Origin of the sequence: Micromonospora narathiwatensis, from assembly GCF_900089605.1 — a bacterium.
In the GTDB taxonomy this organism is placed as follows: Bacteria; Actinomycetota; Actinomycetes; order Mycobacteriales; family Micromonosporaceae; genus Micromonospora; species Micromonospora narathiwatensis.
Genome location: NZ_LT594324.1, coordinates 4,315,706 through 4,331,295 on the forward strand (window position 1 = coordinate 4,315,706; position 15,590 = coordinate 4,331,295).

Annotated in this window: 13 protein-coding genes, 1 tRNA gene and 1 pseudogene; 8 read left to right on the plus strand and 7 right to left on the minus strand. The window is 73.3% G+C overall.

Features of this window, described 5'->3' with window-relative positions:
- Window positions 1-71: 71 nt before the first annotated feature.
- The 3 genes from GA0070621_RS18550 to argS are packed head-to-tail and all read right to left on the minus strand — an operon-like array spanning window position 72 to window position 4,475.
- Complete coding sequence (locus GA0070621_RS18550) at window positions 72-1,397, minus strand: homoserine dehydrogenase (protein WP_091197556.1); 1,326 nt, start codon at window positions 1,395-1,397, stop codon at window positions 72-74.
- Window positions 1,394-2,803 carry a diaminopimelate decarboxylase gene (gene lysA, locus GA0070621_RS18555; RefSeq protein WP_091197558.1) on the minus strand — a complete coding sequence of 470 codons (1,410 nt, stop codon included), beginning with the start codon at window positions 2,801-2,803 and terminating at the stop codon, window positions 1,394-1,396. Before lysA ends, GA0070621_RS18550 begins: the two co-directional genes overlap by 4 nt.
- Before the next feature lie 7 nt (window positions 2,804-2,810).
- Entirely contained in the window at window positions 2,811-4,475 is a 1,665-nt protein-coding gene (gene argS / locus GA0070621_RS18560; RefSeq protein WP_091197561.1) for an arginine--tRNA ligase, read from the minus strand.
- Window positions 4,476-4,573: 98 nt separating this feature from the next.
- On the opposite strand from argS, the gene GA0070621_RS18565 reads away from it, so the two are divergent.
- The 4 genes from GA0070621_RS18565 to GA0070621_RS18580 all read left to right on the plus strand — a co-directional run bounded on the left by GA0070621_RS18565 (window position 4,574) and on the right by GA0070621_RS18580 (window position 7,103).
- Window positions 4,574-5,398 carry a DUF3105 domain-containing protein gene (locus tag GA0070621_RS18565; protein WP_091197563.1) on the plus strand — a complete coding sequence of 275 codons (825 nt, stop codon included), beginning with the start codon at window positions 4,574-4,576 and terminating at the stop codon, window positions 5,396-5,398.
- Between the two features lie 10 nt (window positions 5,399-5,408).
- Window positions 5,409-6,074: a DUF305 domain-containing protein gene (locus GA0070621_RS18570; RefSeq protein WP_091197566.1), complete on the plus strand. Its 666-nt coding sequence runs from the start codon at window positions 5,409-5,411 to the stop codon at window positions 6,072-6,074.
- A gap of 186 nt (window positions 6,075-6,260) precedes the next feature.
- Window positions 6,261-6,956 carry a winged helix-turn-helix domain-containing protein gene (locus GA0070621_RS18575; RefSeq protein ID WP_091197569.1) on the plus strand — a complete coding sequence of 232 codons (696 nt, stop codon included), beginning with the start codon at window positions 6,261-6,263 and terminating at the stop codon, window positions 6,954-6,956.
- Between the two features lie 75 nt (window positions 6,957-7,031).
- Window positions 7,032-7,103: transfer RNA gene (locus GA0070621_RS18580), tRNA-Arg, on the plus strand.
- Between the two features lie 53 nt (window positions 7,104-7,156).
- On the opposite strand, the gene ligD is transcribed toward GA0070621_RS18580, so the two are convergent.
- Together ligD and GA0070621_RS18590 are read right to left on the minus strand one after the other, a co-directional pair.
- Window positions 7,157-8,116 carry a non-homologous end-joining DNA ligase gene (ligD, locus tag GA0070621_RS18585; RefSeq protein ID WP_091197572.1) on the minus strand — a complete coding sequence of 320 codons (960 nt, stop codon included), beginning with the start codon at window positions 8,114-8,116 and terminating at the stop codon, window positions 7,157-7,159.
- 49 nt (window positions 8,117-8,165) lie between these two features.
- A complete protein-coding gene (locus GA0070621_RS18590) occupies window positions 8,166-8,945 on the minus strand; it encodes an isocitrate lyase/PEP mutase family protein (RefSeq protein WP_091197574.1) in 780 nt (259 codons plus the stop codon).
- Between the two features lie 52 nt (window positions 8,946-8,997).
- Between GA0070621_RS18590 and pdxR the strand changes: the two genes are divergently transcribed.
- Entirely contained in the window at window positions 8,998-10,398 is a 1,401-nt protein-coding gene (gene pdxR / locus GA0070621_RS18595) for a MocR-like pyridoxine biosynthesis transcription factor PdxR (RefSeq protein ID WP_091197576.1), read from the plus strand.
- Between the two features lie 357 nt (window positions 10,399-10,755).
- Here pdxR and GA0070621_RS30955 read toward each other — a convergent pair.
- Window positions 10,756-10,920 (minus strand): annotated as a pseudogene (locus GA0070621_RS30955) (MFS transporter); the annotation flags it as partial.
- 132 nt (window positions 10,921-11,052) lie between these two features.
- On the opposite strand from GA0070621_RS30955, the gene GA0070621_RS18605 reads away from it, so the two are divergent.
- The 3 genes from GA0070621_RS18605 (at window position 11,053) to GA0070621_RS18615 (ending at window position 14,277) form a co-directional block, all read left to right on the plus strand.
- Complete coding sequence (locus tag GA0070621_RS18605; RefSeq protein ID WP_091197579.1) at window positions 11,053-11,448, plus strand: winged helix-turn-helix transcriptional regulator; 396 nt, start codon at window positions 11,053-11,055, stop codon at window positions 11,446-11,448.
- Between the two features lie 77 nt (window positions 11,449-11,525).
- Window positions 11,526-12,071 (plus strand): TetR/AcrR family transcriptional regulator, encoded by a 546-nt coding sequence (locus tag GA0070621_RS18610; protein ID WP_091202592.1) that lies wholly within the window; start codon window positions 11,526-11,528, stop codon window positions 12,069-12,071.
- Window positions 12,072-12,105: 34 nt separating this feature from the next.
- Window positions 12,106-14,277 (plus strand): MMPL family transporter, encoded by a 2,172-nt coding sequence (locus tag GA0070621_RS18615; RefSeq protein WP_091197582.1) that lies wholly within the window; start codon window positions 12,106-12,108, stop codon window positions 14,275-14,277.
- A gap of 23 nt (window positions 14,278-14,300) precedes the next feature.
- Here the strand turns inward: GA0070621_RS18615 and GA0070621_RS18620 are convergent, their stop codons facing one another.
- Window positions 14,301-15,557, minus strand: coding sequence for an erythromycin esterase family protein (locus GA0070621_RS18620; protein ID WP_091197584.1), 1,257 nt, complete (start codon window positions 15,555-15,557; stop codon window positions 14,301-14,303).
- Window positions 15,558-15,590 lie beyond the last annotated feature (33 nt).

The following is a 15,590-nucleotide window of genomic DNA, read 5'->3' on the forward strand; positions in this document are numbered from 1 at the left end:
CAACCAGCGTGGACCAGCCTCGCGGACCGGCCACGGGCACACCTCGCCTTAACCACCAGTCGGGACGGAGGCTACGCCTCGCCCTCGACCCGCAGCACGCTGGTCACCGAGCGGACGATCGCCAGCCCGCGCAGCTCCCGTACGGTGGCCGCGAGCGCGGCGTCCGGCGCCACGTGGGTGACGATGACCAGCTCGGCGTCCTCGCCCCGGCCGGCCGGGCCGCCGCCCGCCGGGCCCTGCCGCACGGTGGCGATGGAGACCTCGTGCCGGGCGAAGACCCCGGCCACCGCCTCCAGCACACCCGGTCGGTCGGCCACGTCGAGGCTGATGTGGTAGCGGGTGAGCGCCTCCCCCATCGGCCGCACCGACAGGTCCGCGTACGCCGACTCGCTGGCGGCGTGCACCCCGGCCAGGCGGTTGCGGGCCACCGCCACCACGTCGCCGAGCACGGCGCTGGCGGTCGGCGCGCCGCCCGCGCCCCGGCCGTAGAACATGAGCTGCCCGGCCGCCTCGGCCTCGACGAAGACCGCGTTGAACGCGTCGCCGACGCTGGCCAGCGGGTGGGTCCGCGGGATCATCGCCGGGTGCACCCGCACGCTGACCGTCTCCCGGCCCTCCGCGTCGGCGCCCCGGGCGGCGATGCAGAGCAGCTTGATGGTGCAGCCCATCGCCTTGGCGCTGGCCACGTCGGCGGCGGTCACCTCGGTGATGCCCTCGCGGTGCACGTCCGCCGCGGTGACCCGGGTGTGGAACGCCAGCGAGGCGAGGATGGCCGCCTTGGCGGCGGCGTCGAAGCCCTCCACGTCGGCCGTCGGGTCAGCCTCCGCGTACCCCAGCTCGGTGGCCTCCTCCAGCGCCTCGGCGAAGCCGGCGCCGGTGGCGTCCATGGCGGAGAGGATGAAGTTGGTGGTGCCGTTGACGATCCCGGTGACCCGGTTGATCCGGTCGCCGTGCAGCGACTCGCGCAGCGGGCGCAGCAGCGGGATGGCCCCGGCGACGCTCGCCTCGTAGTAGAGGTCCGCGCCGCCCTCGGCGGCGGCGTCGTGCAGCGTCGCGCCGTCCTCGGCGAGCAGCGCCTTGTTGGCGGTGACCACGCTCTTGCCCGCGCGCAGCGCCTCGACCAGCCAGCTCCGGGCCGGCTCGATGCCGCCGACGACCTCCACCACGACGTCCACGTCGTCCCGCTTGACCAGCCCGAGCGGGTCGGTGGTGAACAGGGCGGGGTCGACCGGCAGGTCGCCGCGGTCCCGGCCGAGCCGGCGTACGGCGATGCCGGCGATCTCCAACGGGGCGCCGATCCGGGCGGCGAGGTCGGCCGACTGCTCGTGCAGCAGCCGCACCACGTCGCTGCCGACCGTGCCGCAGCCGAGCAGCGCCAAGCGAACGGGTGAGGTCATCCGACATCCAATGCGAGCAGGTCCGCTTCGGTCTCCCGGCGGACGATCAGCCGGGCCCGACCGTCGCGGACGGCGACGACCGGGGGCCGCGGGACGTGGTTGTAGTTGCTGGCCATGCTCCGGCAGTACGCCCCGGTGCCGGGCACCGCGACAAGATCTCCGGGCTGCACGTCAGCGGGCAGGAATTCATCCTTCACCACGACGTCCCCGGACTCACAGTGCTTTCCCACCACGCGGGCGAGCATCGGCTCCGCCGTCGAGACCCGGTTGGCCACCGTCGCCGAGTACGACGCGTCGTAGAGCGCGGTACGGATGTTGTCGCTCATCCCGCCGTCCACGCTGACATAAGCACGACCATCGGCTGCGCCGCCACCAGTGCCTAACGGCACGGACTTGACCGTGCCGACCTCGTAGAGGGTGAAGACGGCGGGCCCGACGATGGCCCGGCCCGGCTCGATGGACAGGTGCGGCACGGCCAGGTTCTCGGCCGCGCACTCCCCGTCGACGATCTTGCGGAGCCGCTTGGCCAGCTCGTGCGGCGCGGCCGGATCGTCCTGGGTGGTGTACGCGATGCCGAACCCACCGCCCAGGTCCAGCTCGGGCAACTCCACCCCGCGGGCGTCGCGGATCTGCGCCTGGAGGCTCAGCACCCGGCGGGCGGAGACCTCGAAGCCGCTGGCGTCGAAGATCTGCGAGCCGATGTGCGAGTGCAGTCCGCGCAGCTCCAGCACACCCTCGTCGATGATCTTGAAGGCCGCCGCCGCAGCCGCACCGCCGGCGAGCGAGAAGCCGAACTTCTGGTCCTCGTGCGCGGTGGCGATGAACTCGTGGGTGTGCGCCTCCACGCCGACGGTGACCCGGACCAGCACCTTGGGGCGTACCCCGCGCTCGCGGGCGAGCGCGGTCAGCCGGTCGATCTCGGTGAACGAGTCGAGGATGATCCGGCCCACCCCGGCGTCCAGCGCCCGGGTCAGCTCGGTCACCGACTTGTTGTTGCCGTGGAAGCCGATCCGCGCAGGCTCCATCCCGGCCGACAGCGCGGTGGCCAGCTCACCGCCGGTGCAGACGTCGAGGAAGAGGCCCTCCTCGGCGATCATGCGGACCACCGCGCGGCAGAGGAACGCCTTGCCGGCGTAGTAGACGTCGGCGTCGGGGAAGGCGGCCCGGAACTCGCGGCAGCGCGAGCGCAGGTCGTCCTCGTCCAGCACGTACACCGGGGTGCCGTACTCGGCGGCCAGGTCACGGACGTCCAGGCCGGCGACCGCCAGCGCGCCGTCCGCGCCGCGCGTCACGTGCCGCGGCCAGAGCTGCGGCACCAGGGCGTTGACGTCGACCGGGGTACGCAGCCAGGCGGGCCCCCGGTGGCCGATCTCGCCGTGCAGGGCACCGGCCTCGTGCGCGCGCATGTGCTCGTTACATCCTTTCCGGGGCGGAGACGCCGAGCAGGTGCAGGCCGTTGGCGATGACCACCCGCGTCGCGTCGTTGAGCCAGAGCCGGGCCCGGTGCAGGTCGGTGACCTCCTCGTCGCCGCGCGGCAGGATCCGGCAGTTGTCGTAGAACCGGTGGTACGCCCCGGCCAGCCGCTCCAGGTAGCGGGCGACCAGGTGCGGACCGCGCAGCTCGGCCGCCGAGGACACCACGGCCGGGAACTCGGCGAGCGCCTTGAGCAGCTCGTTCTCCTTCTCGTGGGAGAGCAGCTCGGCGTGGAAGCCGGCGGCGTCGCCCCGGGTCAGCCCCACCTCGGCGGCGTTGCGCCCGACGCTGGCCGTCCGGGCGGCGACGTACTGCACGTAGTAGACCGGGTTGTCGCGGGTGGCCCGGGTCCACAGCTCCACGTCGATGTCGATCGGGGAGTCGCTGGAGTAGCGGGCCAGCGCGTACCGGGAGGCGTCCACGCCGATCGCGTCGACCAGGTCCTCCAGGGTGACCACGGTGCCGGCCCGCTTGCTCATCCGCACCGGAGCGCCGTCGCGGACCAGGTTGACCAGCTGGCCGATGAGGATCTCCAGGTTGTGCTCCGGGTCGTCGCCGAAGCAGGCGGCCATCGCCTTCATCCGGCCGATGTAGCCGTGGTGGTCGGCGCCCAGCATGATCACCACGCGCTCGAAGCCGCGCTCGCGCTTGTCGAGGTAGTAGGCGCAGTCGGCGGCGAAGTAGGTCCACTCGCCGTTGGACTTGCGCAGCACCCGGTCCTTGTCGTCGCCGAAGTCGGTGGTACGCAGCCAGGTCGCCCCGTCGGCCTCGAAGATGTGCCCCTGCTCCCGCAGCCGGACCAGCGCCTTCTCCAGCTCGCCCCGGTCGTGCAGGTCCTTCTCGTTGAAGTAGGTGTCGAACTCCACGCCGAAGTCGCGCAGCGACGACTTGATCTCCTCGAACATGAGCTGGACGCCCTCGACCCGGAACACCTCCTGGGCCGCGGCGTCGTCCAGCTCCAGCACCTCCGGCCGGCGCTTGACCACCTCGGTCGCGATCTCCGCGATGTACGCGCCGCCGTAGCCGTCCTCCGGGGCCGGCTCGCCCTTCGCGGCGGCCAGCAGGGACCGGGCGAACCGGTCGATCTGGGAACCGGCGTCGTTGAAGTAGTACTCCGTGCCGACGTCGGCGCCGGTGGCGCGGAGCAGCCGGCTGAGCGCGTCGCCGACGGCCGCCCAGCGGACGCCGCCGATGTGCACCGGGCCGGTCGGGTTCGCCGAGACGAACTCCAGGTTGATCTTCTGGCCGGCGAGGGTGTCGCTGCGGCCGTACTCCGGGCCGGCCTCGACGATGACCTTGGCGAGCTGGCCGGCGGCGGCCGCGTCGAGCCGGATGTTCAGGAAGCCCGGGCCGGCGATCTCCACCGACTTGATCCCCGGCGCCCGCCCGAGCTGCTCGGCCAGGTCGGTGGCCAACTCCCGCGGGGGTACGCCCACCTTCTTGCTGAGCTGCAGCGCCAGCGTCGAGGCGTAGTCGCCGTGCTCAGGGTTACGGGGTCGCTCGACGGTGGTCTGCGCGGGCAGCGCGGCGCGATCCAGGCCCCGGTCTTCGAAGACGGCATGGGCTGCGGAGAGGACGACCTCGGCGAGTTCTGCGGGAGTCACCGATCCATGTTATCGGGGGTAGACTCGGGCACCGCGGCGGCGACCAGCATGTGAACCGGGGTCGCGGCTCCCCTGACCGACCGACCTGACGAGGCACGATGAGCATCAGCACCCCGGGCGGCCCGGAGCGCCGCCCGACCGTGGTCAGCACCGGCAAGAAGCCGGCGGCCGGCCGGCCGGCCGCGGGCGACAAGCCCGCCGGCGACAAGGCGGGGGCCGGAAAGGGCACCCCGCGGGCAGGCGCCGGCGGCAAGGGCCGCAAGCCGATCGCGCCGGTGAAGGTCAGTCAGGGCCGGTCGTGGGGGCCGATCGCGCTCTTCGTCGCGGTCGGCGTGCTGGCCGTCGGCATCGTCGGGGTCGGCGCCTGGGCGGTCTACCGGGGCTCCCAGCCGTGGCAGGAGCGGGCCGACGCGATCAAGGGTGTGGTCGACTTCCGCAAGAAGGACAAGGACCTGGTCGCCGGCGGCAACCACCAGGCGGGCACGATCAAGTACGACGTCCTCCCGCCGGTGGCCGGCCCGCACAACCCGGCCTGGCAGAACTGCATGGGCGACGTCTACGACGCCCCGATCGCCAACGAGCACGCGGTGCACAGCCTGGAGCACGGCACGGTCTGGATCACCTACCGCCCGGACCTGCCGGCCGACCAGGTGGCGAAGCTCAAGGCCAAGGTGCAGGGCAAGGAGAAGCTGATGCTCAGCCCGTACGAGGGGCTGGACAAGCCGATCTCGCTGCAGGCCTGGGGCTTCCAGCTCAAGGTCGACAACGCCGACGACAGCCGGATCGACGACTTCATCAAGACGCTGCGGGTGAACGCCTCCATCGAGGGGCCGAACGCCAACTGCGACCAGGGCGTCACGGCCACCGGCACCACCCCGCGGGACAACCTGGGCAACCAGATGCCCGAGCAGCCGACCCAGTGAGGACGCCGCGATGACCGCCGTGACCACGGACGCCGACCTCGCCGAGGCCCCGGCCACCGATGACGGTGGCCGGCGGGGGGTGCGCCGCTTCGGCACCATCGCCCTGGCCGCCGCCGTCGTGGTCGGTCTCCTGCTCGGGTACGCGGGTGGCCTGCTCACCCCGACGCTCGCCCGTCCGGGTGAAAACTCGGTCGAGGCCGGCTTCGCCCGGGACATGACCACCCACCACGCGCAGGCGGTGGCGATGGGGCTGATGGCCTTCCAGCAGGGCCAGGATCCGGAGGTACGCCAGATCGGCGGCGACATCGCCACCGGGCAGCAGGGCGAGATCGGCACCATGCAGACCTGGCTGCGGCTGTGGAAGCTGGACCCGACCGGCGACCAGCCGCCGATGGCCTGGATGTCGGACGGGGCCGGCCTGGTCAAGGACGGCCTGATGCCGGGCATGGCCACGCCGGACGAGATGAAGAGGCTGCGGGCCGCCCAGGGGCGCGAGTTCGATCTGCTCTTCCTCCAGCTGATGATCCGGCACCACCTCGGCGGGGTCCACATGATCCAGGGGGTCCTCGACGAGGGGCACGACAAGGATGTGCTCCTCGTCGCGCAGACCATGAAGAACACCCAGCAGAAGGACCTGACCAACCTCCAGGCCGCACTCAAGCGGCTGGGTGGCTGAGCCGTCCCAGCACCTGCTCCCGTAGGGCCCGCGTCACGCGACGCGGGCCCTACGGCGTAACCGGCCCGACCCTTGTCCGTTATGCCGGCTAATCACGTTTCATGGTCATCCAACCCATTGCACTGCTTGGAGACTTTTCTCCCCACATATCGTGACCAGTTGCGATTCGGGCTCGTTGCGCAGGACGTGGGGGTTGCACTCAGAGACGCAGGGCGGTCGGTGACCAGCTGGTGCCGACGCCACACCATCGGCGGTGACGGGGCGGTGGCAGCCGTCCGTCGCGGACAGCGGCCGGGCGAGTCGGGAACGCTCAGCCGCGAACAGGAACTCGAACTGATCGACGTGCTGCGGGGCGTCCACCCCGACGAGTTCGGCCTGGACGAGGAGCTCTGGACGCGACAGAGCCTGACCGCCCTCATCCAGCGCCGGTTCGACCTGGCGATGGACGCCGGCACGGTCGGGGCGTACCTGCGGGCCTGGGGGTTGGGTCCGCGGGAGCCCCGGGAGCGGGCCTGTGGGCTCTGCGTGGCCGCGGTCGAGCGCTGGGTACGCACCGAGTACCCGTCGATCACCGGGGCCGCCCAGGAGCACGCCGCGGAGGTCTACTGGATCGGCCGGATACGCCTGCGCGGCACCATGCCGGCGGCCGACGTGATCTCGGCGGTCTCCTCCCGCGGCCGGGTACGCTTCATGATCACCACGCCCTCGGTCGACCCGCCGCTCCCCCGCGACTTCGTGCTGCGCCTCAGTGGCGCCGAGGAGCGCACGGTGCACCTGATCGTCGACGGCTCGTGGCCCCGCAACGAGTGGCCGCGCCGCCTCCCCCGGCGCATCGTCCTGCACCCGCTCCCCAGCTGCGGCCGGTCCCTCGCCGCCGCGTGAGCACGCGAAGATCAGCGCGCGGGGTGCCGATTGGGTGATCCGGAGGCGGGTTTGCTACTCTTCTCGGGTCGCTGAGCCCCCGTAGCTCAGGGGATAGAGCACCGCCCTCCGGAGGCGGGGGCGCAGGTTCGAATCCTGCCGGGGGCACAGACATCAGAAGCCCGGGCCGATGGCCCGGGCTTCTGCCGTGTACGCGGCGGTCAGCCGGCCTCGCGACGGGCCTTCGCGCGACGCTTGCCCTCGTGCATCGCCTGCACCCGGGCCACCGGGATGGTCCGCCCCTCGGCGACCAGATCGGCCGGGAGCGACTGCGGAGCCGGCAGCGCATCCGCCCACGGGTCCCGCTCGGCGACCAGCGCCGGCACGGTCCGTACGGTGAAGTCGGCGGGCGTGACCGACTCCAGGTCGTCCCAGCCGACCGGGTACGACACCGGCGTGCCCGGCCGGATCCGGGGGCTGTACGCCGCCACCACCGTCGCCCCGTACGCCCGGGTCGAGTCGACGAACACCCGGCCGCCCCGGTCCTCGACGATGAAGGCGGTGGTGGCCAGCGCCGGGTCGAGCCGTTCGGCGTGGACGGCGAGAGCCCGGGTCGCGGCGGCGGCCTCCTCGGCGGTGGTCCCGGCGTCCACCGGCACGATCACGTGCACGCCCTTGGCGCCGCTGGTCTTCACCGCCCCGGCCAGCCCGACGTCGGCGAGCGCCTGCCGGACCAGCAGCGCGGCCCGGACCGCCGCGCCGAACGAGTCGCCGGGGGGCGGGTCGAGGTCGAGCACCAGATGGCTGGGGTGCTCCGGCCGGCCGGCGACGCCCAGCGTCGGGTGGTACTCCACCGCCCGCTGGTTGGCGAACCAGAGCAGCGTCCGTCGGTCGTCGCAGAGGGCGTACGAGATCCGCCGGCGGGACGCCTCCGCCCACACCGAGGTGCGGCGCACCCAGTCCGGGGTGTACTTCGGCAGGTTCTTCTGCATGAACGGGTCCTGCCCGGGCCGCACCCGGACCACCGAGAGCGGCCGGTCGCGCAGCTCCGGCAGGATCCGCTCGTGCACGGCGTCCAGGTAGTCGACCAGATCGCGCTTGGTCGCCCCGGCCCCGTCGAACAGCGGCTGGTCCAGATTGGTCAGCGAGATCCCGTCCCGGGTCTCGTCAGCGGTGGCCATCCGTTCACCTTTCCGGGCCGGGGACGCCTCGGCAACCCCGACACCCGGTCTAGTCCCCGGCCGGAAACACCTCGCCGCCGGACCGGATCGCGGCGAGCATCTCGACGGTACGGGCGCGGGCGGCCGCGTACACGCCGGTGCCGAAGCTGATCCGGGCCACCCCGAGGGCGGCCAGCTCGGCCACGGCCGGCGCACCGGGGCGGGCGAACACGTTGACCGGGGCGTCCACCTCGGCCACCACGGCCCGGATCGCCGCCCGGTCGGCCAGCACGATCGGGTAGACACAGTCCGCGCCGGCCGCCCGGTAGCGGCGGGCCCGCCGTACCGCCTCGGCGAGCCGCCCCTCCGGCGGCCCGTACGCCCGCAGGTGCACGTCCACCCGGGCGTTGAGCACCAGGTCCACCCCGGCCGCCCGGGCCGCCGCGCGTACCCCGGCGAGCAGGTCGGCCTGCTCCTCCACGTCGCACAGTTCCCGGGTACGCGGGTCGGAGTCCTCGATGTTGCACCCCACCGCGCCGGTGGCCAGCAGCCGGTCGACCAGTTCGGCCGGGCCCAGCCCGTACCCCCGTTCCAGGTCGGCGGTGACCGGGACGGGCACGGCGGCGGCGATCCGGGCGACCGCGGCGAACATCTCGTCCACCGGGGTGGCCTCGTTGTCGGCGTGGCCGAGCGCCTCGGCGACCGCGCCGCTGCTGGTCGCGACGGCCGGAAAGCCGGCGGCGGCCACGGCCCGGGCCGACCCGGCGTCCCAGGCGTTGGGCAGGATCAGTGGATCTCCGGGGCGGTGCAGCGCGCGCAGCGTCGCGGCCCGTCGGCTCAGCTCGGTCATGCGGCGATTCTCGCCGCGTCGGTGGGCGGCCCTAAGCTCCAATTCCGTGCCGATGGACTGGGCCGATTTCGGCGTCGACCTGCACCTGGAGCTGGACGCGAGTGGCGGCCGGCGGGCCGGGCTGGAGCGGGCGCTGCGCGACGCCATCCGCGACGGCCGGCTGCCGCCGTCGACCCGGCTGCCGGCCACCCGCACCCTCGCCACCGAACTCGGGCTGTCCCGGGGCACGGTCAGCGCCGCCTACGACCAACTGGTCGCCGAGGGCTGGCTGGTGGCCCGGGTCGGTGCCGGCACCGAGGTCAGCCCGCTGCGCCGGGCCACGCCGGCACCGGCCCCACCGCCGCCCGGGGCGCCGCCCTTCCGGTACGACCTGCGCCCCGGCAGCCCCGACGTCGGACTGTTCCCGGTCTCGGCCTGGCTGCGGGCCACCCGGCGGGCACTCGCGGTCGCCCCCACCGAGGCGTACGGCTACGGCGACCCGCGCGGCCGACCGGAGCTGCGCCTCGCGCTCGCCGGCTACCTGGGCCGGGCCCGTGGCGTGCTCGCCGATCCGGAGCGGATCGTGGTCACCACCGGGTACGTCCAGGCGCTGGTGCTGCTCACCACCGTGCTCCGCGACGCCGGCACGCCGACCGTGGCAATGGAGGATCCGGGGCTCGCCTTCCACCGGGAGGTGGTCCGCCGGCACGGCGGGAGCGTGCTGCCGCTGCCGGTGGACGACCGGGGTGCCCGCACCGACCTGCTCGGGACCGGGCGCCTCGCCCGGGTGGGCGCCGCCGTGGTGACCCCGGCGCACCAGTTTCCGACCGGGGTGACGCTGCACCCGGCCCGCCGGCACGCGCTGACCGACTGGGCCCGGCGTACCGGCGGCCTGGTCGTCGAGGACGACTACGACGGCGAGTTCCGGTACGACCGGCAGCCGGTCGGCGCCGTCCAGGGCACCGCCCCCGAGCAGGTCGCGTACGTCGGCACGGCGGCGAAGACGCTGGGCCCCGCGCTGCGCCTGGCCTGGCTGGTGCTGCCCGCCCGGCTGGTGGATCCGGTGGTGGACGCCAAACGTCACCTCGACCTGCACACCGAGACGATCGGCCAGCTCGCCCTCGCCGATCTGATCGCCACGCACGGCTACGACCGGCAGGTCCGTACCGTCCGGCGGCGCTACCGGCAGCGGCGGGACCTGCTGCTGGACCGGCTGGGCGGGCGCCGCGCCCTCAGCGGGATCTCGGCGGGGCTGCACGCCACCGTCCACCTCCCGCCGGACGGCCCGCCCGAGGCGGAGGTACTGGCGGCGGCAGCCGCGCGCGGGCTCGCCGTCGGCGGGCTGGACGGGCACCGGCACCACCCGGCGGGCCGGCCACCCGGCCTGGTGGTCGGGTACGCCCGCCCGCCTTCGCACGCGTACCCGGCGGCGGTGGACCTGCTGGCCCGGGTGCTCGCCGACCTGGGCGCCTGACCCCGGCCGGGGTCCGGCCCTGCCGCGTCCGCCCCGGCCGCGCCCGACGGTCAGGCGCGGCCCAACACGGGTCCGCGCACGCTCTGGACCTGATGTCGTGAACGAATCAGCGAACCGGCCCGTCCGTCGGTTGCCGATTCGCCGATTCGTCTACGACATCACCTCGAAAGGGCGCGAAAGGTGGTACCGGAAGCGCGGGCGGAACGGTCGTGCCGCCGGCCCCCGAGGCCGCTTCCACCGATGCCGCCACCGGCCTGCCGACCCGGGCCCCGCCGGCGGGTCGACCGGGCCGGGCGCAGTGCGACCAGCAGGGCTGCGGTGACCAGGGCGGCTCCCACCGCGAACGCCGTTCGGTAGCCGCCGGCCGAGCAGGTCGCCGAGGCGCCCGGCGAGCAGCAACAGGCCGCCGAAGGCCACCGGGTACGCGTTCACCACCCAGGCCAGGCCCGCGGCGGAGAAGCCGGGGTCGGCCTGGACGGCCGGCTGCGCAACGGCGACGATGCTGCCGTCCAGGATGATCATCAGGCTGCCGGCGCAGAGCACCAGCAGTGCGGGCCAGCGGTTGGCCCCGCCATCGGAACGCCTCCTTGGTGCACGGTTTGTTACCGAGGTCATGGTCTGTGACCATCAGGCGGAGCGGAAGGAGGCACTTTCGTGTCCCAGGGGAACAGCTGTGTGACCGTGACCGCCCACCAGGCCCGGGCCTGCACGGTGCGGGAGGCGCTGGACCGGGTCGGCGGCAAGTGGAGCATCGGCATCCTGATCGCGGCCTCGCGGGGACCGATCCGCTTCACCGAACTGGAGCGGCAGGTGGAGGGGATCAGCCGGCGGATGCTCACCCTGACCCTGCGCAACCTGGAGCGGGACGGCCTGCTGCACCGGCACGTGTACCCGACCGTCCCGCCGAAGGTGGAGTACACCGCCACCCCGATGGCGCTGGAGCTGTACGAGTCACTGGTGGCCCTGACCGAGTGGGCGGAGCGGCACCGGGCGGCGATCAGCGGGGCGCGGGCGGCGTACGACCGGGAGCACGGGACGCCGGTCGCGTGAGCGGTGTGGCGAAGACCACCCGACCAGTCTGACCGATCGGTCAGGTGCTGACCGATCGGTCAGGCATGCTGGAGGGCATGGCACGGTCGGTACCGGAGACCCACGACGAGATCCTCGCCGCGGCGGCGCGGCGGTTCGCCGTCACCGGCTACAAGGGCACCTCGTTGCAGGACATCGCCCGCGAGGTGGGCTGCTCCAAGGCCACCGTGCTCTATCACTTCGCCAACAAGGAAGCGCTGCTCAGCAAGCTGATGGCGCCGGCCATCACGGTGCTGGAGGCGCTCGACGCGCGGATCGCCGGGCACACCGGCGCCGACGCGCAGCGGGTCGCCGCCGAGGGCTTCGTCGACCTGGCGGTGCGCTTCCGCCGGGAGATCGCGCTGCTCCGCGGCGAGTTCCCCGACCTGCTCCAGCAGCCCGCCTTCGCGCACATCCAGCAGATCTCCGAGCGGCTCGTCGCGGCGTTCGCCGGCCACTCCGACCGTCCGTCGGCGCGGATCGCCGCGCTGGTCGTGCTGGCCGGGACCGCCGAGACCTGCGCCGAGTTCATCGACATCCCAGACGAGGAACTACGGCCCGCGCTGCTGGCCGTCGTCCGGCGGGCCCTCGAACCCAGCACCTGAACCCAGCTCCGATCCCTGAGGACAAGGAACCTTCATGGCGACCCTGCTGTACCGGCTCGGCCGGGCATCGTTTCGCCGGCGGCGGCTCGTCGCCGTCGTCTGGCTCGTCGTACTCGTCGGCCTCGGCGCCGCCGCGTTCACGCTGAAGGGCTCGACGGCAAGCAACTTCACCATGCCGGGCACCGAGTCGCAGCGCGCGATCGACCTGCTCGCCGAGCGCTTCCCGGCGGCCAGCGGGGCCACCGGCACGATCGCCGTCAAGGCGCCCCAGACCGGCCAGCTCGGCACCCCGCAGGGGCAGGCCGTGGTCAAGCAGGTCACCGAGGAGGCGGCCACCCTGCCCGGGGTGGTCGGCGCGGTCGACCCGTACCAGGTGCAGGCGCTCAGCCCCGACGGCCGGTACGCGCTGATCCAGGTGCAGTTCGCCGGGCGCGCGGACGAGGTGACGGACGCGCAGCGCACCGCGTACGAGAAGGTGGGTGCGCAGGCCGAGGCGCAGGGGTGGCAGATCGCCCCCGGCGGCGAGGTGCTCAACGCCGAGCCGGAGGTCGGCTCGACCGAGGCGCTGGGCGTGCTGGTCGCCGCGATCGTCCTGATCGTCACCTTCGGCTCGCTGGTCGCGGCCGGGATGACCATGCTGAACGCGCTGATCGGGGTGGGCGTCGGCATGGCCGGCCTGTTCGCGCTCAGCGGCGCGGTCGAGCTGACCAGCACCGCGCCGATCCTGGCCCTGATGCTCGGCCTCGCGGTCGGCATCGACTACTCGCTCTTCATCACCTCCCGGCACCGGCAGAACCTGCTCGACGGGCTCTCCCCCGAGGAGGCCGTGGGCCGGGCGGTCGGCACCGCCGGCTCTGCGGTGGTCTTCGCCGGCGCCACCGTGGTCATCGCGCTCGCCGGCCTGGCGGTGGTGAACATCCCGTTCCTCACCGTGATGGGTCTGGCCGCCGCCGGCACCGTGACCGTGGCCGTCCTGGTGGCGATCACCCTGGCCCCGGCGCTGCTCGGCTTCGCCGGCCGCCGGGTGCTCCCCCGCCGGCTGCGCCGCCGGGAGGCGGTCCGCACCGGCGCGGAGGACCGCTCGGGCTTCGGGTTCCGCTGGGCACACTGGGTGACGAAGCTACGCGTTCCGGCCATCCTGGTCGGCCTGCTCGGCCTCGGCCTGCTCGCCCTGCCCGCCCAGGACATGCGCCTGTCCCTGCCGGACGCCGCCACCGCGGCGGAGGGCACCCCGGCGCGGGTCAACAACGACCTCGTCCGGGAGGGCTTCGGCCCCGGTTTCACCGGCCGCCTCGCGGTGGTCGTCACCGCCGACACCCCGCAGGCCACCCAGGCCGCCGTACCGCAGGTCACCGCGCTGATCCAGAAGACGGACGGGGTGGTCGCGGTGACCCCGGCGCAGTTCGACCCGACCGGCCGGACCGCGCTGCTCGGGGTCGTCCCGAAGACCGGCCCGACCGACGCGGCCACCGAGAGCCTGGTGCACCACATCCGCGACAACGTCGCCGGCATCCGGAACGCCGACGTGCTGCTGACCGGCGCGACCGCGATCGGCATCGACGTGTCGGAGAAGCTCTCCGACGCGCTCCCGGTCTATCTGCTGCTGGTCGTCGGCCTGTCGGTGCTGCTGCTGATGCTGGTGTTCCGCTCGATCCTGGTGCCGGTGAAGGCGGCGCTGGGCTTCCTGCTCACCGTGGCGGCCACGTTCGGCATCACCGTCGCGGTGTTCCAGCAGGGCCACCTGGCCGGCCTGGTCGGGCTGGACACCGCGGGCCCGCTGGTCAGTTTCCTGCCGATCCTGCTCATCGGCATCCTGTTCGGCCTGGCCATGGACTACGAGGTCTTCCTGGTCTCCCGGATGCGGGAGGACTTCGTGCACGGCGACACGGCCCGGCAGGCCACGATCAACGGGATGGGGCACGGGGCGCGGGTGGTCACCGCCGCCGCACTGATCATGATCTCGGTCTTCGGCGGCTTCGTCTTCCTCGACGACCCGGTGATCAAGTCGATGGGCTTCGCGCTCGCGGTCGGCGTCGCGATCGACGCCTTCGTGGTCCGGATGACCATCGTCCCGGCGGTGATGTCGCTGCTCGACACCGCCGCCTGGTGGATTCCCCGCTGGCTGGACCGGATCCTGCCCAACGTGGACGTCGAGGGCGAGGGCCTGCGCGCCCACCTCGCCGATCGGGAGCCCGCCGAGGTGTGATCCCGGGGCACCTGCCCGGCCGGTCAGACGCCGGCCGGGTAGGTCTCCATCTCGCCCGGGCTGGCGAGCGCCGGCAGGGGATGCAGGGCGGTGGACTCGTCGCACCAGATGAACGCGTCGTAGCGCTCGCCCAGCCGGGTGGGCACGTAGTTGCCCCAGGACTCGAAGCTCGGGTCGTAGACCACCCCGATGGCCCGGTGGTCCGCCTCCCCGGTGACCCACTCCGGCTGGTCCGGACCACCGAAGACCAGCACCGCCCGCTCCGGCATCAGCTCGTGCAACCGCCGTTCCACCGAGCCCTCCCGGGCCGGCGGCACCACCATGGTCTCGGCCGGCGAACCCCAGCGCGGCGCGGCGATCACCGTGCCCCGGTAGCTGCCGAAACCGACCAGCGCCACCGCGTCCCGGCTGTGCCGCTCCCGGGCGAGCTGGCCGATGTTGATCATCCCGTCCGCCGCCATGTCGGTGGCCCGGGCGTCGCCGACGTGGGTGTTGTGCGCCCAGACGATGCCCCGGGACTCCGCGCCGTAGCGGTCGAGCAGCCGGTCCAGGGAGTCGGCCATGTGGGTGTCCCGGACGTTCCACGACTCCGGCCCGCCGCCGACCATCGTCCGGTAGTAGCGCTCCGCGCCGGCCACCACCGCCGCGTTCTGCCAGGCCGAGAAGCGGTCCGCGCCGTCCGCGGTGGCCTGTTCCCGGGTACGGGCCAGCAGCCGGATGACCTCCTCCTCGCACCGGGCCGAGACGAACCGGCTGGCCGTGCCGTACTCCTCGAACCGTTTGCCGTACGGCTCGAAACAGCGGTACGCCTCCTGCGCCGCCTCCAGCGAGGCCGGATCCTCCTCGCCCAGGTAGTCGAAGATGGCCTGCATCGACTCCCACAGGCTGTAGACGTCCAGTCCGTGGAAGCCGGCCCGCTCCGCCTCGGGGCGGTCCAGGTTCCAGGCCCGCAGCCAGCGGCAGAAGCGGGCCACCTCGGCGTTGGCCCACATCCAGGTGGGCCAGCGCTCGAAACGTTCCAGCGCGGTCTGCGGATCCGCCAACCCGCCCGCGGCACCCACCACCGAACGGTGCACCCGGTCGCAGTCCGGCCAGTCCCCCTCCACCGCGACGAAGTCGAAGCCCTGCTCGGCGATGAGCCGACGGGTCAGTTGCTCGCGTAGCCGGTAGTAGTCGTAGCTGCCGTGCGTCGCCTCCCCGATCATGACGATCCGGGCGTCCCGGACGCGTTCCAACAGCGGGTCGAAGTCGCTCGGCGCGCCGAGTCGCTGTACCAGCATGCCCGCGGCTACCCCCCGACCCGCCCGGGCAAA